General features: G+C 59.6%; 17 protein-coding genes. 6 read left to right on the top strand and 11 right to left on the bottom strand.

Translation table 11 applies throughout. The annotated features are described in order from the left end of the window. The first annotated feature begins 48 nt into the window (after window positions 1-48). Complete coding sequence (locus CCX46_RS18040) at window positions 49-300, top strand: transmembrane sensor/regulator PpyR (RefSeq protein ID WP_127928595.1); 252 nt, start codon at window positions 49-51, stop codon at window positions 298-300. A gap of 252 nt (window positions 301-552) precedes the next feature. On the opposite strand, the gene CCX46_RS18030 is transcribed toward CCX46_RS18040, so the two are convergent. The 3 genes from CCX46_RS18030 to CCX46_RS18020 form a co-directional block, all read right to left on the bottom strand. Beyond that, on the bottom strand, window positions 553-1,221 hold the full coding sequence (locus tag CCX46_RS18030; protein ID WP_127928593.1) for a class I SAM-dependent methyltransferase: 669 nt from the start codon (window positions 1,219-1,221) through the stop codon (window positions 553-555). 130 nt (window positions 1,222-1,351) lie between these two features. Beyond that, window positions 1,352-2,263, bottom strand: a complete 912-nt coding sequence (locus tag CCX46_RS18025) for a carboxymuconolactone decarboxylase family protein (protein ID WP_238704348.1) — start codon at window positions 2,261-2,263, stop codon at window positions 1,352-1,354. A 157-nt stretch (window positions 2,264-2,420) separates the two neighbouring features. Continuing rightward, complete coding sequence (locus CCX46_RS18020) at window positions 2,421-2,786, bottom strand: DUF6124 family protein (protein WP_007910609.1); 366 nt, start codon at window positions 2,784-2,786, stop codon at window positions 2,421-2,423. 621 nt (window positions 2,787-3,407) lie between these two features. Here CCX46_RS18020 and CCX46_RS18015 point away from each other — a divergent pair. After that, window positions 3,408-3,800, top strand: coding sequence for a GFA family protein (locus tag CCX46_RS18015; protein WP_127928591.1), 393 nt, complete (start codon window positions 3,408-3,410; stop codon window positions 3,798-3,800). 142 nt (window positions 3,801-3,942) lie between these two features. Here the strand turns inward: CCX46_RS18015 and CCX46_RS18010 are convergent, their stop codons facing one another. Then, the gene (locus CCX46_RS18010) at window positions 3,943-4,773 is read right to left on the bottom strand and encodes an alpha/beta fold hydrolase (RefSeq protein WP_127928589.1); all 831 of its coding nucleotides are present in this window, start codon (window positions 4,771-4,773) and stop codon (window positions 3,943-3,945) included. A gap of 266 nt (window positions 4,774-5,039) precedes the next feature. On the opposite strand from CCX46_RS18010, the gene CCX46_RS18005 reads away from it, so the two are divergent. From CCX46_RS18005 to CCX46_RS17990, 4 genes are all read left to right on the top strand, one after another. Further along, complete coding sequence (locus tag CCX46_RS18005; RefSeq protein ID WP_003224136.1) at window positions 5,040-5,495, top strand: (2Fe-2S)-binding protein; 456 nt, start codon at window positions 5,040-5,042, stop codon at window positions 5,493-5,495. Between the two features lie 22 nt (window positions 5,496-5,517). Beyond that, the gene (locus tag CCX46_RS18000; RefSeq protein WP_127928587.1) at window positions 5,518-7,680 is read left to right on the top strand and encodes a xanthine dehydrogenase family protein molybdopterin-binding subunit; all 2,163 of its coding nucleotides are present in this window, start codon (window positions 5,518-5,520) and stop codon (window positions 7,678-7,680) included. A 1-nt stretch (window position 7,681) separates the two neighbouring features. After that, window positions 7,682-8,260, top strand: a complete 579-nt coding sequence (locus tag CCX46_RS17995) for a hypothetical protein (protein WP_127928585.1) — start codon at window positions 7,682-7,684, stop codon at window positions 8,258-8,260. A 63-nt stretch (window positions 8,261-8,323) separates the two neighbouring features. Further along, window positions 8,324-9,289 (top strand): sensor domain-containing diguanylate cyclase, encoded by a 966-nt coding sequence (locus tag CCX46_RS17990; protein ID WP_127928583.1) that lies wholly within the window; start codon window positions 8,324-8,326, stop codon window positions 9,287-9,289. An 81-nt stretch (window positions 9,290-9,370) separates the two neighbouring features. On the opposite strand, the gene CCX46_RS17985 is transcribed toward CCX46_RS17990, so the two are convergent. The 7 genes from CCX46_RS17985 to CCX46_RS17955 all read right to left on the bottom strand — a co-directional run bounded on the left by CCX46_RS17985 (window position 9,371) and on the right by CCX46_RS17955 (window position 20,848). Beyond that, window positions 9,371-12,502, bottom strand: coding sequence for a hypothetical protein (locus CCX46_RS17985; protein WP_127928581.1), 3,132 nt, complete (start codon window positions 12,500-12,502; stop codon window positions 9,371-9,373). 150 nt (window positions 12,503-12,652) lie between these two features. After that, the gene (gene fabI, locus CCX46_RS17980; RefSeq protein WP_007910591.1) at window positions 12,653-13,447 is read right to left on the bottom strand and encodes an enoyl-ACP reductase FabI; all 795 of its coding nucleotides are present in this window, start codon (window positions 13,445-13,447) and stop codon (window positions 12,653-12,655) included. A gap of 19 nt (window positions 13,448-13,466) precedes the next feature. Next, complete coding sequence (locus CCX46_RS17975) at window positions 13,467-15,077, bottom strand: ABC transporter ATP-binding protein (RefSeq protein ID WP_127928579.1); 1,611 nt, start codon at window positions 15,075-15,077, stop codon at window positions 13,467-13,469. Between the two features lies 1 nt (window position 15,078). Beyond that, window positions 15,079-16,098, bottom strand: coding sequence for an ABC transporter permease (locus CCX46_RS17970; protein ID WP_127928577.1), 1,020 nt, complete (start codon window positions 16,096-16,098; stop codon window positions 15,079-15,081). A gap of 1 nt (window position 16,099) precedes the next feature. Further along, window positions 16,100-17,173: a microcin C ABC transporter permease YejB gene (locus CCX46_RS17965; RefSeq protein ID WP_110719911.1), complete on the bottom strand. Its 1,074-nt coding sequence runs from the start codon at window positions 17,171-17,173 to the stop codon at window positions 16,100-16,102. A 4-nt stretch (window positions 17,174-17,177) separates the two neighbouring features. Beyond that, window positions 17,178-19,019: an extracellular solute-binding protein gene (locus CCX46_RS17960; RefSeq protein WP_127928575.1), complete on the bottom strand. Its 1,842-nt coding sequence runs from the start codon at window positions 19,017-19,019 to the stop codon at window positions 17,178-17,180. Next, window positions 19,016-20,848, bottom strand: coding sequence for an extracellular solute-binding protein (locus CCX46_RS17955; protein WP_127928573.1), 1,833 nt, complete (start codon window positions 20,846-20,848; stop codon window positions 19,016-19,018). Before CCX46_RS17955 ends, CCX46_RS17960 begins: the two co-directional genes overlap by 4 nt. Window positions 20,849-20,969: the final 121 nt, after the last annotated feature.

Here is a 20,969-nt window from a genome sequence, read left to right as displayed (position 1 = left end):
ACTTGAAGTACTCAGAGTACACAACGAACCGCTCAGGAATACGCCGCCATGCTCACTTTCTTCGAAAGCCCACTGAACGTTCTGCACCTGTCGAGCAAAGTCCTCGTCGCCGGTCTGATCATGCTGCTGGCCGGCATCTACGGCGCCTACCTCTACAACGGTCAGATGCCGATTGCGCTGCTGGTGGCGATGCATGCGCTGACCATCCTCGGCCCGACCCTGATCAAGATCGGCTACGTCATGCGCCTGCTGGCGCAGTACCGCATCCGTGGCCCGCGGATGATCCCGCAAACCGCATAGATCCCTGTGGGAGCGAGCCTGCTTGCGAAGGCGTCAGCACAGTCGGAGTCTACGTTGCCTGACACACCGCTTTCGCGAGCAGGCTCGCTCCCACAGTGGGCCGCAGCGTTCCCTGGATATGTGGTCAACGCAAAACCCTGTGGGAGCGAGCCTGCTCGCGAAGACGTTGGCACAGTCTGCATTTGTATTGCCTGACATACCGCTATCGCGAGCAGGCTCACTCCTACAATGGATGGTGGAAATTCTGAAATCTCAGCGGCGCTCAGCCATCATCAGCAACGACTGCGGCACGGGACTTTGCGGGTGTTGTGGCTCTTGCAGGCTGGCCAGTTGGAAGCCGGCCATATCGAGCGCATTCAGCCAGCTCGACAGTGTGCGGAAATACCAGGGCATCGGCTGCCACTGGCCTTTGAACCCGGCGAAGGATTCTTCGCGCCAGCCATCCTGGTAATCCCCAGCGGCAACGGCCCACGGATGCAATGTCTGGATGACCAAAGCACCGTCAGGACTAAGCAAGGTGTTCATCGCGGCCAGCAACGGGATGACGTCCTGATGCAACAATGAGAAATTCGCGCAGATCAGGTCATAGTCGCGCCCGATGTCGATCTTGCCATCGACAAGCGCTTCATAGCTCGCAACATGCACCCGCGCCGCCCCCGCCAGACGCGCCGCTTCAACCAGCCGCGCATCGCCATCCACACCGACAGCATCAATCCCGCGATCCGCCAGCGCCCGCAACAACCAGCCTTCGCCGCAACCCAGATCCAGCACACGCTGCGGCTGACAGCCCATGATCGCCAGCACAATCGCCTGATCGGTAACCTGTTGACGGCTTTCGATGGCGCCGCTGCGGATCACGTCGATCCAGGCCTCAGCGTTGTCGTGCCAGCTCTGCAAAAGACTGGATTCGGGGGAGGGCATGGCGGTGTCCCGGCGATTGAAAAAGACAGTATGGATGCTGATCGCAAGCTAGGGCTTGTAGATCAGCGCATCCACCAAAACCCCGAACGCCGATTTTCTTTAAGACATCGATATCAGGTCCATTTTCCGGTCATTTTTTCGAAGCCGCCAAAACCTCCTTGAGCGCTGCATTCGCACGTTCGGCAGTCTGCGCATCCCCGTGTTTTTTCAACTGCTCAGTGACCTCGCCCAACTGTGCCGCGCTGAGCCCGACGCGCAGGCTCGCCGCCATATGCGCGCGCAGTTGCGGTTCCACACCCGGGGTCGCTGCCAGCGCTCCAACAGTGGCCAGTTCACGGCTTTGCCAGTCGAGGTTGTCGCGCTCGAAGATGTCGCCGAACAGGTGGGTTTGCAGGAACCGGTTGATGACTGGGGCGAACTCGAACACCGGACCTTTGACCGGAGCGCCCGAGATTTTCGTTTGATTCGCGGTGCCGGCGGCCAGCAGCTCATCCCCGACTGGAATCGCCCGGCCCGGCTCACGCCCCGGCGCATCTTCGATGCCGCGTTGTTTGCGCGCCTGCACCACTGTCATCAGCTCATTCAAGGCATTGAGGCTGCGCGGGAAGCCGACGTAGGCGTAGAGCTGCACGAGAATTTCCCGGGTTTCGCTGACCGTCAGGCCAGCGTCCAGTCCTTGGTTGAGGGCCGCGTTGAGGTTGGGCATGTCGCTGGTCGCCATGAACGCAGCAATCAGTGGAACCGTCTGTTGTTTGCTCGAAAGGGCTTGTGCGGTGGTTTGCGGGGTGGTCATGGATTGCGGTGCCTCGGCTGCTTGGGTGGTAAGGCTGAACATCGCGCCAACGCTCAGGCAGAGGGCCATGAGTGCGGGGAGGGCAGCGCTGCTGCGTGTGTCAGTGGTCATCGTGGAAGGCTCTGTCCACTGCGGTTCTGCGATTCTCCGGGTATCCGTGGTCGGGCCATAACCATGGCTCAGGCCCATGCAGCCAAAGCCGAGGGCGGATAATTCGAGTGAACGGATGCCGAGTGTGTGCTTGTGCATGTCGATCTCCCATTGGGCGTGGAGGAAAGACTAAGCGAGGTGACTGGTGGGGACTAGACAGTTAAATCGGGATGGCTTGATGAGTTCTGCTCATCAATCTGCGGGAGGCGGCAAAGCGAAAGTGAGGGTGTGACCCCTCACTCATTCCGTGTGTTGGCTACTGCGGGATGCGCAGCTTGTCCAGCAGTCGGTTGACCAACAGCTCGTTGAGCATGATCACCTGTTGCAGCGCCAGCAGCGGTTTGCGCTCCGGGCCGCCTATTGAGTTGGCGATGTTACCGGCCATGGAGTGGGCGTAGGAAAGCGACTCACAGGCTTCGACCAACAGGGTTTCTTCATCCAGCGTGGGGTCGACCAGATAGACCGGGCGAAACGGGGGCGAGCTTGGTGGAGCGCCCAGTGCTTCGGGGCGAAGATAGTAGTCGAGGGCGCGGTCGGTGGCTTCTTTGACCTTTTGCGGGTCAAGCGCGGGGTCGTGAGGGATTGGATCGGTGGGCGGTGGATTTGGCGTGATTTTGAACATGGATGAAACTCCTATCGCAGTTTAAGGAGCCATCACTCTCGCTACCAAACGAGTGGGTGGTGGCCATACGCGGGTTGGTAGACCGGCTGCAATAGGAACCCGGCGCTCACGAGTGAGCCCCACGCATGACTACCATTGAACTGAGCCTCCACAAAGACACAGCACTGGGTGTTGTCACACGGCTATTACAGACGGGCTACCAAACCCGATCACTGTTTTGCAGTGACAGGCCAACGATATAGCCCGGCCCATAGCCGTGTAAGCCGGCGGATTCTGGCGTACGCGTAGGTAACGACGCAAGGTGTTGTAGGGAGGATGGCGTAACGGTTTGTGTGCTTTAAACGTGATCACGGCCTTCGTGTTTATTGATGAAAATACTGGATGGCGGGGGCTTTGGGTTTTGCGGTGTGTCAGTGCGATTCCCCCCTCACCCCAGCCCTCTCCCCCAAAGGGGGCGAGGGGGAAAGGGAGCAGATCTCCAGGCCTTTCAAAACCTGAGTTCGACTCGGTATTTCAAGTCGGTGCAACTTGCACATTCAGCGCGGTCAGTTCCCTCTCCCTCTGGGAGAGGGTTAGGGTGAGGGCTGTCGGTAATTTCAAATTCTGAAGAGGAGGTGCGACATGAATCGATTGACCGGCGGCTGCCTATGCGGCGATGTCCGTTTCGAAGTGACAGGTCAGCCCTACCGCGTCGGCATCTGCCACTGCCTCGACTGCCGCAAACGCCACGGCGCGCTGTTCGGCACCTCGGCCATATTCCCCGAGAATGCGTTGAAGGTCACCGGCGAAACCCGCGACTACAACGGGCGTTTTTTCTGCCCGCGTTGCGGCTCACCGGTGTTCACACGTTCGGCAGATGAAATAGAGGTCAACGTCGGATCGTTTGATGAACCGAACCAGTGCAAACCTACTTACGAACTCTGGACTATTCGCCGCGAGTCTTGGCTACCGTCGCTGCCACTGGCTCACCACTACGAGCGTGATCGTGAAAGCACGGGGCGCACGGAGGAATAATGGACGTGAGCCCAATCACATCCCCCTTGTGGGAGCGAGCCTGCTCGCGAAAGCGGTGGGTCATTCAGCTCAAGTTCAACTGACAGATTGCTTTCGCGAGCAGGCTCGCTCCCACAGGGGAAGTGTATGGCTGCTGCTCAACTCAGCCGCGAATAAAGGCCAGCAGATCCGCGTTGATCGTCTCCGCCTCCGTCGTCGGCATCCCGTGCGGGAACCCCGGATACGATTTCAGCGTGCCGTTCGGCAGAAGCTTCGCCGACAGCGGTCCCGAGTTCGCATACGGCACAATCTGATCATCCTCACCATGCATCACCAGCACAGGCACCGTGACCTTTTTCAAGTCCTCGGTGAAGTCTGTCTGCGAGAACGCGACGATCCCGTCGTAATGCGCCTTCGCCCCGCCAATCATCCCTTGACGCCACCAGTTGGCAATAATCCCTTCCGAAGGCGTGGCGCCCGGCCGGTTGTAGCCGTAGAAAGGCCCGGTCGGAATATCCCGATAGAACTGCGCCCGGTTCGCCGCCAGTTGCGCCTGAAAATCATCGAATACCGATTTCGGCAGCCCACCCGGATTGCTCTCGGTCTGCACCATCAACGGCGGCACCGCACTGATCAGCACGCCTTTGGCGACGTTGGCCTGACCATGCCGGGCGATGTAATGGATCACCTCACCGCCACCGGTCGAGTGGCCAACGTGAACAACATTCTTCAGGCCCAGCTGATTGACCACCGCCAGCGTATCGTCGGCGTAATGATCCATATCGTGGCCATCCCAGACCTGGCTCGAACGCCCGTGCCCACGGCGATCATGGGCAACCACCCGGAAGCCTTTGCCGAGGAAGAACAGCATCTGCGCATCCCAATCATCGGAACTCAGCGGCCAGCCGTGGTGGAAGTGGATCACCGGCGCGTCTTTCGGGCCCCAATCCTTGTAGAAAATCTCGACGCCGTCTTTGGTGGTGACAAATCCCATGTTCGCAACTCCAGACCAATCTGATGGGTAACCCGCGCGGTCAGCGCGGACCGGTTTCGCTCATGACGAGTTTTCCACTGCGATGGCTCAGTGCGAGCCGTTATCAACTGTAGGATTAAAGTCGACATCTGCATGACCGGTGGTCGCAACGTCTGGCTTCACGCGCAAATTAGGCTTTGCTGAAAGGGATAAGCCGAGGCGCGCGTAGGCATTGATGGCCACAGCGACGCCCCTTCAGAACACCGTGAGTCTGAGGAAATTCCCCGATGCTGACCTTGAATATCAATGGCAAGGATCAGGAGCTCGATGTCCCCGCGGACATGCCGTTGCTCTGGGTCCTGCGCGATGTTGCGCACCTGACCGGTACCAAATTCGGCTGTGGCATGGCCCAGTGCGGGGCCTGCACCGTGCACGTTGACGGGGCGCCGTTGCGCGCCTGCATCACCCCCGCAACAGCGGTGGCCCACGGCCAGAAAATCCTCACCATCGAAGGCCTGTCCACCGACGGCTCGCACCCGGTGCAGCAAGCCTGGGCCGAACTCGACGTGGTGCAGTGTGGTTATTGCCAGTCGGGGCAGATCATGTCTGCCGCCGCCTTATTGGCGAAAATCCCCAAACCCACCGACAGCGATATCGATCAGGCGCTCTCCGGCAATATCTGCCGTTGCGGCACCTATCCCCGCATTCGCGCAGCGGTTAAGCGTGCATCGGAAATCGGCTGATTCAATCTGTGGGAGATAGGTGATGAACAGTCCTGTATCGCGTCGGGGGTTTCTCAAAGGCAGTGCCGTGTTGGGCGGCGGGCTGGTGGTGGCGTTTGTCGTCCCCGGCGGCCACAAGTTTGCCTATGCAGCCGAAAATGAAGGCAAGGTGTTCGCGCCCAATGCGTTTTTGCGTATCGCGGCGGACAACAGCGTCACCGTGTTGCTCGGGCATTCGGAAATGGGCCAGGGCATCTGGACCGGCCTGACCATGTTGATCGCCGAGGAGTTGGACGCCGATTGGTCGAAGATCCGCGTCGAACACTCGCCGGCGTCAGCGGCGGATTACGGCATGCCGGGGTTTGGCGGCATGCAGATTACCGGCGGCTCGACGTCGACGTGGATGGAGTTCGACCGTTATCGGCTGGCAGGCGCGACCGCACGGCAGATGCTGGTGGAGGCGGCGGCGAAACGCTTTGAAGTGGCGCCATCGGCGATTCGCACCGAGTCGGGCGTGGTTATTGCCGGTGATAAACGTGCGACTTATGGCGAGCTGGCAGATGCTGCCGGGCAACTGCCGGTGCCGGATCCGAAGTCGATCACCTTCAAGGAGGCAAAAGACTGGAAAGTCATTGGCAAACCGACCAAACGCCTCGACACGCCGGAGAAAATCACCGGCCGCGCCAAGTTCGGCATGGACGTGCAATTTGAAGGTTTGATGACTGCGATGGTCGCGCGCCCACCGGTATTCGGCGCCAGCGTGAAATCCTTCGAAGGGGCTGAAGCGCTGGCGGTGCCGGGCGTGCACAAAGTGCTGCAAGTGCCGACGGGCGTTGCGGTGATCGCTGATCATTATTGGGCGGCGAAGCTGGGACGGGATGCGCTGAAGATCGATTGGGATCTGGGCCCGCATGCCGATCTGAGCAGCGAGAAATTGCTGGCGAGTTTCCGCAAACTGGCCGCCACGCAAGGCACGTCGGCGAGTCAGGCCGGGGATGCCAAGGGCAGTTTTGGTAAAGCGGCGAAGAAAATCGACGTCGAATACAGCGTGCCGTATCTGGCTCACGCACCGATGGAGCCGCTCAATTGCACGGTAAAGATCAGCGCCGAGAAATGCGAGATCTGGACCGGTACGCAGTTTCAGACGCTCGATCAAATGGTCGCCGGCAAGATCACCGGGCTGAAACCGGAGCAGGTCGAGATTCACACCGAATTCCTTGGCGGTGGTTTCGGGCGCCGGGCCAATCCGACATCAGACTTTGTCGCCGAAGCGGTGCAAGTGGCGAAAGCCGCCGCCATGCCGGTGAAAACCGTGTGGTCGCGCGAGGACGATATTCGCGGCGGTTATTACCGTTCGATGTTCCTGCATCAGGCGAAAATCGGTTTGGGCGCCGATGGTTTGCCGTCGAGCTGGCAGCACGTGCTGGTCGGGCAGTCGATCATGACCGGCACATTGATGGAAGCGACGATGGTCAAGAACGGCATCGACCCGACCTCGGTCGAAGGCGTTTCCGACAGTCCTTACGTCAAAGGCCTGGCCAATCATCAGGTCGATCTGCATTCACCGCAGACCGGGATCAACGTGCTGTGGCTGCGCTCGGTGGGCCATAGCCACACCGGTTTTGTCATGGAATCACTGATCGATGAAATGGCCACAGCGGCAGGCAAGGATCCGGTCGAATACCGACGAACCTTGCTCAAGGACCATCCTCGGCATTTAGGTGTGCTCAATCTGGCGGTGGAAAAGGCCAATTGGAGCGCTCCTCTGCCGGACGGTCATGCGTTGGGCGTGGCAGTGCACGAGTCGTTCGGTAGCTACGTGGCGCAGGTGGCGGAGGTGTCGCAGGACAATCTGGCGATTCGCGTGCATCGCGTGGTCTGTGCGGTGGATTGCGGGATCGCGGTGAATCCGCAGAGCATCGCTGCGCAGATGGAGTCGTGCATCACTTTCGGTCTGGGCATGGCGCTGCACAGCAAACTGACGCTTAAGGACGGCGCGGTCGTGCAGTCTAACTATCACGATTATCAGGTGTTGCGGCTCAACGAGATGCCGGTGGTGGAAGTGCACATCGTGCCCAGCAGCGACAAACCCGGCGGCATCGGCGAGGCCGGTGTGCCGCCGACCGCACCAGCCGTGGCCAATGCGGTGTTTGCCCTGACCGGGCAGCGCCTGCGCGAGTTGCCGCTGCAACTGTCGGGGGTGTGAGATGAAACGACATCTAGTGTTGGGCACGGTGGTTTTACTGGGGCTGGGCGGTTATGCCTCGGACCTGTTCGCCGATGATCAGGAAGCGCTGAAGGCGTTCGGCACGGTGCAGAAAGTCTTTCAAAGTCCGCGTTGCCAGAATTGCCACATTCCCGGTGATTCGCCGTTGCAGTTCGACGCCGGCATCCCCCACGCCATGAGCGTGGTGCGCGGCATGGACGGCAAGGGCGCCGCCGGTTTGCCGTGTGCGACCTGTCACGCGGAAAACAATCCGCCGGCCAGTTACGGCCCGCATGCACCACCGGGTGCGCCGCATTGGAGCCTGCCACCGGCGGCACACAAAATGGCCTGGATCGGCCTGCCACCGGACAAGCTCTGCGCGATGATCAAGGATCGCTCGAGCAATGGTGATCGCGACTTTGCCGCGCTGATCAAACACGTCAGCGAAGACAAACTGGTGCTGTGGGGCTGGAACCCCGGAGCAGGGCGCGCGCCGGTGCCGGTGCCGCACGATATTTTTGTCGCGCAATTCAAGCTGTGGGCCGATGCCGGCGGGCCGTGTCCGGTGGCGGGGATCTGATGAGAGGAACCCACGCGGATTTAACGCTACGCTGAAGAGCATTGATGCCAACGGAGTGTGCGAATGCTGGTTCCAGGAAAACCCGCCAATGAGGCTACGCGTCTTCAAGTGCTGCACGGCCTTGACCTGCTTGACTCGGCGCCGGAGGAGCGGTTCGACCGACTGACGCGACTGGCCAAGCGCCTGTTCAACGTGCCGATTGCACTGGTGACACTGGTCGACAAGGATCGGCAATGGTTCAAGTCCTGTGTGGGCCTGGATGCCACTGAAACGCCGAGGGATGTTTCGTTCTGCGGCCACGCGATACTTCAGAACGACCTGCTGCTGGTGCCCGACGCCAGGGAGGACGTGCGTTTCCATGACAACCCGCTGGTGACCGGTGCGCCGAATATCCGCTTCTATGCCGGCTACCCGTTGACCGTGCCCAACGGCAATAAAATGGGCACGCTGTGCCTGATCGACACCAAGCCCCGCGACCTCGACGAGGAAGAACGCGCGCTGTTGCGTGATCTGGCGGAAATGGCCGAGCAAGAGTTGGCCGCTGTGCAGATCGCGAGCATGGATGAATTGACGTTGTTGTCCAATCGCCGTGGTTTCAAGCAGTTGGCGCAGCATGCATTGGACGCCTGCGCGCGGCTGGAACGGCCGGCAACCTTGCTGTTTTTTGATCTTAATGATTTCAAGCAGATCAATGATCTTTATGGCCATGCCGAGGGCGACAGTGCGCTGAAGACCTTTGCCGATGTGCTGCGCATTGCCTTTCGCGAGAGTGATGTGGTCGGGCGCTTGGGCGGGGATGAGTTTGTCGCACTGCTCACAGGTTCCAGCCATGTCGAAACCACGACGATCATGGCGCGGCTCAAGGACATTCTCGAAGAGCGCAACGCCACGTTGCACCGGGGTTATGCGATTCGCTTCAGCGTCGGCCAGATTGAATACGACGCCAAACGCCATGAGACCGTGGATCGGCTGTTGGCGGATGCCGATGGCGCGATGTATGCGCACAAGCAGGCCCTGAAACGCTGCTAGCGAATGCACCGCAGATCCCCTGTAGGATTGGCGGTGAATCCAGGCATCACCTGTTCGATGACGCCGATGCACGACACGGCATTATTTGGGCGGAGTCAGGGTCGCGTAAAACTTCAGCCATTGGTCCTGACTGTCATCGGTATCCTTGAGCGCCGGTGCGATCAGGGCGTGTTGCAGTGCCTGGCTTTCGTAGGCATCGAACAGATGCCGGACCGCGGTGCTGGCGATGGCGTCGACCTTTTTCGAGGAGAAAGTATCGGGAACATCGCTGCGCGTCTGCTGCGGCAAGGGTGCACCGTGAACCTCGAGGCGGGTGATGAGTGCGTTGCACGTGGCGTTGGCGTTGGGCAAGGTTCCGTTGCTATAGGCCTGGGCATCGAAAGGCAGCGATTTCGCCTGAGCGTTCATAGCAGACGGCGTCAGCAGGGCGATATCGATATCGCGCCTAAGGACAACCTCTGACCGTCGGGTGAAAATTTCGAACACCCTGTGCGTCGTTCCGCGTAACAGAGCAATGATGGCGAACGGTGCGGTGTCGCCAGCGGGTTTTATTTGTCCCGCAAGGTTTTTTGCTGAGGTGGGCAGTGGCTGCAGAGCGAGCAATTCCACGGTGTTGTCTTCGATGTCGAGCCGTTGCGCCAGCGGCAAACGGCAGAAGGCTTCCTTGATCAGGGTGATATGGGCGTCTTTCATCTGCTTGAGGCGAGCAGCAAGTGCCGCATGAAAGAGCGTCGGCACGTGACGAAGCCTGGCAAATGATGCGCTCATTGATGTCAACGAGACTTGCGCATGGTTCGATTGCCAGGCCTGCATATCAGTGGATAGCCTGGCGGCCAGATGCATTTCGATCAGCGAGTAACAGTCATTTTTCGCTGCTGGAAGGAACAGGGCCTTGTCCTCCAGATGCGCATTATCGACGAAGACCTTGCGCAGATCATTCAGGGCGACCGTGGCGGGCGTCGGGAATGTCGCGATAAAAGCCCGGCGGTAAAACTGGCTCATCTGTCGATTGTGGTTGCGAAAGGCAATATCGGCGCGCTTCAGCGAGACGGCGTCATAGAGGGTCGTCGAGCTTTCGGATTCGCGCTGGATCAAGCCTCTGACCACTGCCCAGTCCAGCACAGCCGAGGCGCAGGCATCACTGCGCAGGAACGTGTAGAAGTCAGCCGGGACCGGCCCTTTGGTCAGCGCGGACAATTGTTTGTACGTCATCAGGCGTGCCACGCCCGGAAAACGGTTTTCGATATAAAGCACGATCTGTTTCAACCTGACCCAGCGCACGCAACTCATGTAATTGATGTTTGCGGGAATATCACGGATCAAAAATTCCGGGGCGAGGCCGGATAACAAAAGATGGGTGGCCAGTGTCTTGTTTTTTACCAACGTCAGACCGAATTGGTGATCGATAAAGCGGCGCACCTCCTTGTAACTCTCGCCCCAGAAGAAATTGTCATTCAAGGGCTGGCCGATGATGCGGTCCAGATGCTCACCCGCCGTCGTGTCGAGGCTGAGAATCAGCGCCGCGATGAGCAGGCGCTCGCGATTGGTGGCCAGAAGTGCCTTGGTGTGAGCAGGCGCGGCAAGTTTGTCGAGTAATTCATTGCCCAATGCCTGGGCTCGCGCTGTGATCAGAATCCGGCTGATCAGATAATCGGCTTTGGCCTTGAGGGTGGCGAGAGGCAGATCGGTATCGACGCCTTCGCTCAGATAATCGATCAATGGCGCCGAGTCCTTGGGCAAGAACGCACGGGTGGTCTCAACGATGATTCGCCGTTGCTCGGCAGTGAAACGCTCGGTCTGCTTGCCGGGCTGACCTAATAAATACCAGTGATTCATGTGCCCGGGGCGCATGTGCAGGTTTGTCCTCTCCCATTTGGCGATGAGCAGTGCTTGCTGCACCGTTTTGGGCAGTGATATCTGGTAGAAACCCAGCATTTGCGCGAGGCTGACCTGGCCGCTGACCCGCAAAGCACCACCGGCTTCACGTGCCTGGTTTCTGAGTCGATCACGATAGGATTTCAGGCCGGCGTGTTTTTCCACTTGCGGTGTCAGCGTTACCCAGCCGTGCTCGCTGGACGTACCGACGTGACCGGTACTGGTCAGCAGCAGTTGACTGTCCGCAGGCAATTTGTGTTGCTGCAAAATAGCCTGAAACGCCGGTTCGGACCGCAGCTTGAGCAATTCACGCTGGCCTATTGCGATACGTTCACCCAGCGCCGAAACCGCAATCGGTTCACTGAGTTCTTCCAGATCAATTTTCGCCGTGGGGGTCTTGTTCCAGCTCAGCTCTTCCAGACGCCGGACGATATGCCGACAGTCTTCGATATCGGCGAATTCATCCTGATAGTGCTTGATCCGGATTCCCGTCTGTACATATTCGCTGACGTAGGGCAGTGGCGGCCAGTTTTGCTGTCGCAAGCGTTGCGCAAGCGCCCGAGCTTCCTCGATATTTTCCGGTTGAGGCCATCCATAGCTCGCCAGAAGCTGACCGAGCTTGAGACGCGGGCCGCCGCGCGTGGCCAGGACGGACGCCGATTTGAGTGACACGGGAGTGTTGGCGAGGCTACGTTGCTCGAACGGATCGCTGGTACGCACCACTTCATCGATGGTTTCGGCGATGACTTTAATGTCCTGCAACTGCGCGGTACGTTCCTTGACCACCGCAGAGGTGGTGTTGCCGTTTTGATCGATTCCAGCAAGTCCGACAGCCTTCAGTTCGGCGACGATCATTTTGGCCTGAAGCGCGTTTTGCGGCTCCGGATACCCGTAAAACGCCAGTACCACTTCACGGGGAAACCGATACAGCGGATTGGCGGATTTACCACCAATGTAAGGCAAGCCGAGTCTGCCGGGGTCGATGTGCTGGGCGATGGACAATAACATCGGCGCCATCTGCCACCAGCCGGAGTCATCTTCCAGCGTGAATGTGCGCAGGCTCGTGGTGCCGTTTGACGGAATCTGCGCTTGCAGGGTGTCGCCCTTGAGACGCAAGGTATCGAGATCGATGTGGAAGCGGCTGGCCCAGTCCAGAAACTCGGGACGCTCAAGGGCTGCCCAGTAAAGCTCCATCCATTCGCGCAACAGGCATGCGCGAGGGATTTCAAGCGTACGTAAAGGGGCGCCGGGCGTAACCACGGGGGCTGCGGTCAGCTCGGCAATAAGGTTTTGAATCAGGGTCTGTTGCGGGGGCAGGGTGGGTGGTGTGTCGCTCATCTGTGCTCTCCTTGGCGGCTGACAGGCATCAAGCGCCGATTATCGAGCGAGGGACAGCAGACCGGGCGGTACATATGTAGTGCAGGGGCGGTTTATCTCAGGCATAAAAAACCCGCCAGATCGGCGGGTTTTTTATTGGCTAAGCGAAGATCACTCTTCGATGTTGCCCATGGCGGTGGTGTTGAAGCCGCCGTCGACGTACATGATTTCGCCGCTGATGCCCGACGCCAGGTCGGAGCACAGGAAGGCGCCGGCGTTGCCGACTTCGTCGATGGTGACGTTGCGACGCAGCGGGGTTTGCGCTTCGTTGGCGGCCAGCATCTTGCGGAAGTTCTTGATACCCGAGGCTGCCAGGGTGCGGATCGGGCCAGCCGATACGCAGTTGACGCGGGTGCCGTCCGGGCCCAGAGAGCCGGCCAGGTAACGGACGCCAGCTTCCAGCGAAGCCTTGGCCATGCCCATCACGTTGTAGTTCGGCATGGTGCGCTCGGCGCCCAGGTACGACAGGGTCAGCAGGCTGCCGTTGCGGCCTTTCATCATTTCGCGGCCGGCTTTAGCCAGGGCCACGAAGCTGTAGGCGCTGATGTCGTGAGCGATGCGGAAACCGTCACGGGTGGTGGCTTCGGTGAAGTCGCCGTCCAGTTGGTCGCCCGGGGCGAAACCAACGGAGTGGACGATGCAGTCCAGGCCGTCCCACTTCTTGCTCAGTGCTTCGAAGACCTTGGCGATTTCTTCATCGCTGGCCACGTCGCACGGGAAGCACAGCTCAGGGCTCGAACCCCAGCCTTGGGCGAATTCTTCAACACGACCTTTCAGTTTGTCGTTCTGATAAGTGAAGGCAAGCTCAGCGCCCTCGCGATGCATGGCGGCAGCGATGCCGGATGCGATGGACAGCTTGCTGGCGACACCGACGATCAGTACGCGCTTACCGGCGAGAAAACCCATGTGTTGCTCCTCTTTCAGGTTATTGCGCAGTGGCTGGTGCCAAAAAAGCGGCTTCCAGCAACTGCTGTGTATACGGATGTTGGGGGGCGGCAAAAATACTTTGCGCGTCTCCCTGTTCGACCACTTGGCCATGCTTGACCACCATCAACTGGTGGCTCAGCGCTTTGACGACAGCCAGGTCATGGCTGATAAACAAATACGTCAGGTTGTACTTGGCTTGCAGTGAACGCAACAGCTCCACCACTTGCCGCTGCACCGTCCGGTCGAGCGCCGACGTCGGCTCGTCCAGCAGGATCAGCGCCGGTTTCAGCACCAAAGCCCGGGCAATGGCGATTCGTTGCCGTTGCCCACCGGAAAATTCGTGGGGGTAGCGGTGCCGGGTTTCCGGATCCAGACCTACCTCCTTCAATGCCGCAATAATCGCCGCCTGTTGTTCATCAAAGGTGCCCATCTTGTGAATCCGCAGGCCTTCGCCAACGATATCGCTGACGCACATGCGCGGGCTCAGGCTGCCAAACGGGTCCTGAAACACCACCTGCATCTGCCGACGCAACGGGCGAACCTCGTTCTGCGTCAGGCAGTCTAGCTGCTTGCCTTCAAAGCGGATCGCGCCTTTGCTGCCGATCAGCCGCAAAATCGCCAGACCCAGGGTGGATTTGCCGGAACCGCTTTCCCCCACAATCCCCAGAGTCTGACCCTGAGGCAGGCTGAAATTGATGCCGTCCACTGCCTTGACGTGATCCACCGTGCGTTTGAGCAGGCCTTTCTTGATCGGGAACCAGACTTTCAGGTCCTCGACTTCAAGCAGCGGCGCGCCGATTTTATTGCTCGCCGGGCCTCCGCTGGGCTCCGCGCCGAGCAATTCCCGAGTGTACGGATGCTGCGGCGAACGGAACAGCTCTGCGCACGATGCCTGTTCGACGATGCAACCGCGCTGCATGACACATACACGATGCGCAATTCTTCGCACCAGGTTCAAATCGTGACTGATCAGTAACAGCGACATGCCCAATCTGGCCTGCAATTCCTTGAGCAAATCGAGAATTTTCAGCTGAACGGTCACGTCCAGAGCGGTGGTCGGTTCGTCGGCAATCAGCAGTTCAGGCTCGTTGGCCAGGGCCATGGCGATCATCACCCGTTGGCGCTGACCGCCAGAGAGTTCGTGGGGCAGGGCCTTGAGGCGTTTGTGCGGCTCGGGGATGCCGACCATCTCCAACAGCTCCAGCGTACGCTTGGTGGCGACTTTGCCGGTCAGGCCCTTGTGGATGCCGAGGACTTCGTTGATCTGCTTCTCGATCGAGTGCAGCGGGTTCAGCGAGGTCATCGGCTCCTGAAAGATCATCGCGATGCGGTTGCCGCGAATGTGCCGGATGGTCTTTTCGCTCAGACCCAGCAGGTTTTGCCCGGCATAGTTGATGCTGCCGGCGGGATGACGGGCCATCGGATAGGGCAGCAAACGCAGGATCGAATGCGCGGTCACCGATTTGCCCGAGCCGGATTCGCCCACCAGCGCGAGGGTTTCACCGCGCTTGATGTCGAAACTCACGCCTTCGACGACCCGGTGTACGCGCTCGCCGAAACCGAACTCGACGGCGAGGTCGCGCACTTCGATCAGATTGTCCTGATTCATTTCACTTCCTCGGGTCGAAGGCATCGCGAGCGGACTCGCCGATAAACACCAGCAAACTCAACATCAGCGCCAGCACGGCAAACGCGCTCATGCCCAGCCACGGCGCTTGCAGGTTGGATTTGCCCTGGGCGACCAGTTCACCCAGCGACGGACTGCCGGCCGGCAAACCGAAACCGAGGAAGTCCAACGCGGTGAGGGTGCCGATGGCGCCGGTCAGGATGAACGGCATAAACGTCATGGTCGAAACCATCGCGTTGGGCAGGATGTGGCGGAACATGATCGCGCCATTCTGCATACCCAGTGCCCGCGCCGCACGCACGTATTCGAGGTTGCGACCACGGAGGAACTCGGCGCGCACCACGTCGACCAGACTCATCCACGAGAACAGCAGCATGATCCCCAGCAGCCACCAGAAATTCGGCTGGACGAAACTGGCGAGAATGATCAGCAGGTACAGCACTGGCAGCCCCGACCAGATCTCCAGAAAACGCTGCCCGGCCAGATCGACCCAGCCGCCATAGAAACCCTGCAACGCGCCGGCAATCACGCCAATGATCGAACTCAACACGGTCAGCGTCAGCGCGAACAGCACCGAAATCCGGAAGCCGTAAATCACCCGCGCCAGCACATCGCGGCCCTGATCGTCGGTGCCGAGCAGGTTGTCCGCCGAGGGTGGCGCCGGGGCCGGGACTTTCAGGTCGTAATTGATGCTTTGGTTGTTATAGGGAATCGGCGCCCACAACACCCAGGCATCCTTGGCCTTGAGCAGTTCGCGGATGTACGGGCTCTTGTAGTTGGCTTCCAGCGGGAATTCGCCGCCGAACGCAGTTTCCGGGTAGCGCTTGATCGCCGGGAAGTACCAATTGTTGTCGTAATGCACCACCAGCGGCTTGTCGTTGGCGATCAGCTCGGCGCCGAGGCTCAGGCCGAACAGGATCAGAAACAGCCACAGCGACCACCAGCCGCGCTTGTTGGCCTTGAACAGTTCGAAGCGGCGGCGGTTGAGAGGGGACAGGTTCATCTCAATGCTCCCGGCTTTCGAAGTCGATGCGCGGATCGACCAGGGTGTAGGTGAGGTCGCCGATCAGTTTCACCACCAGCCCCAGCAGGGTGAAGATGAACAGGGTGCCGAACACCACCGGGTAGTCGCGGTTGATCGCCGCTTCGAAACTCATCAGGCCCAAACCGTCGAGGGAGAAAATCACTTCCACCAGCAGAGAGCCTGTGAAGAAAATGCCGATAAACGCCGACGGGAACCCGGCAATCACCAGCAGCATGGCGTTGCGGAACACGTGGCCGTAGAGCACGCGATGACGGGTCAGGCCTTTGGCTTTGGCGGTGACCACGTATTGCTTGTTGATCTCGTCGAGGAAGCTGTTTTTGGTCAGCAGGGTCATGGTCGCGAAGTTGCCGATCACCAGCGCCGTCACTGGCAGCGCCAGGTGCCAGAAATAGTCGAGGATCTTGCCGCCCATGCTCAGTTCATCGAAGTTGTTCGAGGTCAGGCCCCTTAGCGGGAACCAGTCGAGATAACTGCCGCCGGCAAACACCACGATCAGCAGGATCGCAAAGAGGAACGCCGGGATCGCATAGCCGACGATGATCGCCGAACTGGTCCACACATCGAAGTGGCTGCCGTGCCGCGTGGCCTTGGCGATCCCCAGCGGGATCGACACCAGGTACATGATCAGCGTGCTCCACAGCCCCAGCGAGATCGACACTGGCATCTTTTCCTTGATCAGGTCGATGACCTTGGCGTCGCGGAAAAAACTGTCACCGAAATCCAGCTGCGCGTAGTTCTTGACCATGATCCACAAACGTTCCGGGGCCGATTTGTCGAACCCGTACATGTGCTCGATTTCCTTGATCAGCGCCGGATCCAGTCCCTGCGCGCCGCGATAGGACGAGCCGGCCACCGACACTTCGGCACCGCCGCCGGCAATTCGGCTGGTAGCGCCTTCGAAGCCTTCGAGCTTGGCAATCATCTGTTCCACCGGGCCGCCGGGCGCGGCCTGGATGATCACGAAGTTGATCAGCAGGATGCCGAACAGGGTCGGGATGATCAGCAGCAGTCGCCGAAAAATATACGCCAGCATCTGATTACTCCGTGCCCGCAGGGTCGGTTTGCAGTTTGGTTTCGACTTCTATCGCAGGTTTCGCGTTCGGCTTGACCCACCAGGTACTGATGCCGATGTCGTATTTCGGTGAGACCTTCGGGTGGCCGATGTGATTCCAGTAAGCCACGCGCCAGGTCTTGATGTGCCAGTTGGGCACTACGTAATACCCCCATTGCAGCACACGATCGAGTGCGCGGGCGTGGGCCACCAGGCTTTTGCGCGAGTCAGCGTTGATCAGGTTCTCGACCAGTTGATCGACGATCGGGTCTTTCAAACCCAAAGTATTGCGGCTGCTCGATTTATCGGCAGCGGCGCTCATCCAGTATTCGCGCTGCTCGTTACCTGGCGAGTTGGACTGCGGAAAACTGCCGACCATCATGTCGAAGTCCCGCGAGCGCACGCGGTTGATGTACTGCGAAACGTCGACGCGGCGGATCACCAGATCGATGCCGAGGTCGCTGAGGTTGCGCTTGAACGGCAGCAATACGCGCTCGAACTCGGTCTGCGCCAAGAGAAATTCGATCACAACAGGTTTGCCCGTGGCGTCGACCATTTTGTCGTCGACAATCTTCCAGCCGGCCTCTTGCAACAGTTGGTAGGCCTCGCGCTGCTGGGCGCGGATCATGCCGCTGGCGTCGGTCTTGGGATTGTCGAACGCTTCACTGAACACCTGCGCCGGCAGCTTGCTGCGGAACGGCTCAAGGATCGCTCGTTGATCGGCGTCGGGCAGGCCGGTGGCGGCCATTTCCGAGTTCTCGAAATAGCTGCGGGTACGGAAGTAGGCACCGTTGAACAGTTGTTTGTTGGTCCATTCGAAGTCGAACAACAGACCCAGCGCCTGACGCACGCGCACATCCTGAAACACCGGGCGGCGCAGGTTGAAGACGAAACCCTGCATGCCGGTCGGGTTACTGTTGGCGATCTGCTCCTTGATCAGGCGGCCTTCAGTGACGGCCGGAATGTTGTAGGCGTTGGCCCAGTTTTTTGCGGCCATCTCCAGCCAGTAATCGAACTGGCCGGCCTTCAAGGCTTCAAGGGCGACGGTGTTGTCGCGGTAGTAATCGGTGGTCATCGTGTCGAAATTGTAGAAACCGCGATTGACCGGCAGGTCCTTGCCCCAGTAATCCTTGACCCGCTCGTAACGCACCGAACGTCCGGCCTTCACTTCGGCGACCTTGTACGGGCCGCTGCCCAGCGGAATCTCCAGGTTACCCTTGTTGAAGTCGCGATCGGCCCACCAGTGTTTCGGCAGCACCGGCAACTGGCCGAGGATCAGCGGCAACTCGCGGTTGTTGCTGTGCTTGAACTTGAACAGCACCTTGAGCGGATCTTCAGCGACGACTTCGGCGACATCGTTGTAGTAACCGCGAAACATCGGCGAGCCTTCCTTGGTCAGCGTGTTGAAGCTGAACACCACGTCGTCCGCGCGCACTGGGTGGCCGTCATGGAAACGTGCTTCGGGGCGCAGATAGAAGCGCACCCAGCTGTTGTCCGGGGCTTTTTCGATTTTGCCGGCGATCAGGCCGTATTCGGTGAACGGCTCGTCAAGGCTGTGCTTGGTCAGGGTGTCGTAGATCTGCCCGAGGTCATCGGCCGGCACACCCTTGCTGATAAACGGGTTGAGGCTGTCGAAGCCGCCGAAGCCGGCCTGACGGAACACGCCGCCCTTGGGCGCGTCGGGATTCACGTAGTCGAAATGCTTGAAATCGGCCGGGTATTTCGGTGGCTCGTTGTACAAGGTCACGGCGTGTTGCGGGGCGGCCAAGGCCAGCCCGGCGAACAGCAAGCCGCTGGCCTGGACGAGCAGGGCGCGGATCGGTTTCATTGATCTTTCTCCGAAGACTTCAGCCACCATGCGCTCAGGCCCAAGGTGTAGGGCGGCGTGGTGACGAAGGCCAACCGGTTGCGGTAGGCCAGACGGTGATAATTCAGATACCAGTTGGGAATGCTGTAGTGCTGCCAGAGCAGCACGCGGTCGAGCGCCTTGCCGGCGGCGACCTGTTCGTCGCGGGTGCGCGCGGCGAGCAATTGTTCGAGCAGGTGATCGACCACCGGGTTGGCGATGCCTGCGTAATTCTTGCTGCCCTTGACGTTCACCTGACTGGAGTGGAAGTACTGCCACTGCTCAAGGCCTGGGCTTAAGGTCTGGTTGAGCGTCATCGAGATCATGTCGAAATCAAATTGATCGAGGCGCTGTTTGTACTGCGCCCGATCCACGGTGCGCAGGCGCGCGTCGATGCCGATGCTGTTGAGGTTCTCGATGTAGGGCTGGTACAGGCGCTCCAGGTTCGGATTGACCAGCAACAGCTCGAAGCGCAGCGGTTGGCCGTCAGTATTTTGCAGACGCTGACCGTTGAGCTTCCAGCCGGCCTCGGCGAGCAACGCCAATGCCTTGCGCATGGTTTCCCGGGGAATGCCGCGACCGTCGGTTTTTGGCAGAGTGAACGGCTCGGTGAACAGCTTGGCCGGCAGTTGTTCCTTGTACGGCTTGAGCATCAGCCATTCCCCCCCGACCGGCAGGCCGGAGGTTGTGAATTCACTGTTGGGGTAGTAACTGGTGGTGCGCTTGTAGGCATCGCTGAACAGTGCGCGGTTGGTCCACTCGAAGTCGAACATCAGGCCCAGCGCTTCGCGGGTTTTCACATCGGCGAAGGTGGCGCGGCGGGCGTTCATGAACAGACCCTGACTTTGGGTCGGGATCTGATGCGGGATCTGCGCCTTGATCACGTCGCCACGGCGTACGGCGGGGAAGTTGTAGCCGTTGGCCCAGTTCTTCGCCTGATGCTCGATGTAGATGTCGAACTCGCCGGCCTTGAACGCTTCGAAGGCCACATCGCTGTCGCGGTAGAACTCGACTTCCATGCGATCGAAGTTGTACTTGCCGCGATTGACCGGCAAGTCCTTGCCCCAGTAATCCTTGACCCGCTCGAAGATCAACTGGCGGCCCGGCGTCACCGAAGTGATGCGATAGGGGCCGCTGCCCAGTGGCGGTTCGAAGGTGGTGGCCTTGAAGTCGCGGTCTTTCCAGTAGTGCTGCGACAGCACCGGCAATTCACCGAGGCGCAGGATCAGCAGCGGATTGCCCGAGCGCTTGAGCACGAAGCGGATGCGCTGTTTGTTGAGAATGTCGACGCGCAGTACTTCTTGTAGGGCAGTGCGGTACAGCGGATGGCCGTCCTTGAGCAGCGTTCGATAGGAGAACGCTACGTCGTAGGCGGTGATCGGCGTGCCGTCGTGAAAACGCGCTTCCGGGCGCAGATTGAACACCACCCAGCTGCGATCTTCGCTGTACTCCACCGATTGCGCGATCAAGCCGTAACTCGAGGCGGGCTCGTCACCGGATGGCGAATATTGACCGGTGCCGACCATCAACGGCTCGTTCAGCTCATTGATGCCGTACTGGAGGAAATTCGCTGTGGTGACCGGGCTGGTGCCCTTGAAGGTGTACGGGTTGACCGTATCGAAGGTGCCGAACGCCATCACCCGCAACGTACCGCCCTTGGGCGCTTGCGGGTTGACCCAGTCGAAGTGGGTAAATCTGGCCGGGTACTTGAGCGTGCCGAACTGCGCATAACCGTGACTTTCGGTAATCGTCGCGCTTGCGGTTGAGCTCAAGGCCAGGCTGATCAGGAGCAGGAGGAGGGGACGCTTCAAGTCAGATCCGATCCAGGCGGCTTGGGCTTAGTGGGCCGTACAGTAACAGCTTGTCTGGACTGGAAAAAGATGGGAGTTAATGCGCGGTTAATCGTTTGCGCGAAGAGCCCCTCACCCTAAC

Origin of the sequence: Pseudomonas sp. RU47, assembly GCF_004011755.1 — a bacterium.
In the GTDB taxonomy this organism is placed as follows: domain Bacteria; phylum Pseudomonadota; class Gammaproteobacteria; order Pseudomonadales; family Pseudomonadaceae; genus Aquipseudomonas.
This window is presented reverse-complemented; position numbering and strand designations above follow the sequence as displayed.

Bases quoted from the DNA above. Each gene is read 5' to 3' on its own strand.
- CCX46_RS17970 (WP_127928577.1), bottom strand. From the start codon at position 16,098: ATGAACCTGTCCCCTCTCAACCGCCGCCGCTTCGAACTGTTCAAGGCC.
- CCX46_RS18015 (WP_127928591.1), top strand. From the start codon at position 3,408: ATGAATCGATTGACCGGCGGCTGCCTATGCGGCGATGTCCGTTTCGAA.
- CCX46_RS17985 (WP_127928581.1), bottom strand. From the start codon at position 12,502: ATGAGCGACACACCACCCACCCTGCCCCCGCAACAGACCCTGATTCAA.
- CCX46_RS17965 (WP_110719911.1), bottom strand. From the start codon at position 17,173: ATGCTGGCGTATATTTTTCGGCGACTGCTGCTGATCATCCCGACCCTG.
- CCX46_RS18005 (WP_003224136.1), top strand. From the start codon at position 5,040: ATGCTGACCTTGAATATCAATGGCAAGGATCAGGAGCTCGATGTCCCC.
- CCX46_RS18040 (WP_127928595.1), top strand. From the start codon at position 49: ATGCTCACTTTCTTCGAAAGCCCACTGAACGTTCTGCACCTGTCGAGC.
- CCX46_RS17975 (WP_127928579.1), bottom strand. From the start codon at position 15,077: ATGAATCAGGACAATCTGATCGAAGTGCGCGACCTCGCCGTCGAGTTC.
- CCX46_RS18030 (WP_127928593.1), bottom strand. From the start codon at position 1,221: ATGCCCTCCCCCGAATCCAGTCTTTTGCAGAGCTGGCACGACAACGCT.
- CCX46_RS18000 (WP_127928587.1), top strand. From the start codon at position 5,518: ATGAACAGTCCTGTATCGCGTCGGGGGTTTCTCAAAGGCAGTGCCGTG.
- CCX46_RS18020 (WP_007910609.1), bottom strand. From the start codon at position 2,786: ATGTTCAAAATCACGCCAAATCCACCGCCCACCGATCCAATCCCTCAC.
- CCX46_RS17995 (WP_127928585.1), top strand. From the start codon at position 7,682: ATGAAACGACATCTAGTGTTGGGCACGGTGGTTTTACTGGGGCTGGGC.
- CCX46_RS17990 (WP_127928583.1), top strand. From the start codon at position 8,324: ATGCTGGTTCCAGGAAAACCCGCCAATGAGGCTACGCGTCTTCAAGTG.
- CCX46_RS18025 (WP_238704348.1), bottom strand. From the start codon at position 2,263: ATGCACAAGCACACACTCGGCATCCGTTCACTCGAATTATCCGCCCTC.
- CCX46_RS18010 (WP_127928589.1), bottom strand. From the start codon at position 4,773: ATGGGATTTGTCACCACCAAAGACGGCGTCGAGATTTTCTACAAGGAT.
- CCX46_RS17960 (WP_127928575.1), bottom strand. From the start codon at position 19,019: ATGAAACCGATCCGCGCCCTGCTCGTCCAGGCCAGCGGCTTGCTGTTC.
- fabI (WP_007910591.1), bottom strand. From the start codon at position 13,447: ATGGGTTTTCTCGCCGGTAAGCGCGTACTGATCGTCGGTGTCGCCAGC.